Origin of the sequence: Psychrobacter sp. TB20-MNA-CIBAN-0197, assembly GCF_040309765.1 — a bacterium.
Taxonomy (GTDB): Bacteria; Pseudomonadota; Gammaproteobacteria; order Pseudomonadales; family Moraxellaceae; genus Psychrobacter; species Psychrobacter submarinus.
In genome coordinates this window covers 1-276 of the sequence record NZ_JBEOPC010000491.1, presented here as the reverse complement: position 1 = coordinate 276, position 276 = coordinate 1, and the positions used below count along the sequence as shown (strand labels likewise).

The following is a 276-nucleotide window of genomic DNA, read 5'->3' as shown; positions in this document are numbered from 1 at the left end:
AACTTGCTCTTCACATATTAAGGCATTCTCACTTGCCTCTTGCAGAGCTTCATTAAGTTGCTCGCACACAATTTGCTGCTGCGATTTTACCTCAGCACTTTGAATTTGGCGTTGCTGTAATTTAATTAAATTTTGTTTAAGCGTTTGAGTTTGTTGCTTTACATTTATTTGCTGTTGCTCCGCGCGGGTAAGCTCGGTGTGTATAACATGTTGCTGATGCTGTGCATCGCTTAGTTTATCTTGCTGGGCTTGTACTTGCCCCTCTAGGCTTGCAAG

General features: G+C 42.4%; 1 protein-coding gene. It reads right to left on the bottom strand.

The features are described from left to right. Positions 1 to 276 (bottom strand): hypothetical protein (locus AAEY83_RS14635; RefSeq protein WP_351060000.1); only part of this gene is annotated, 276 nt, incomplete at both ends.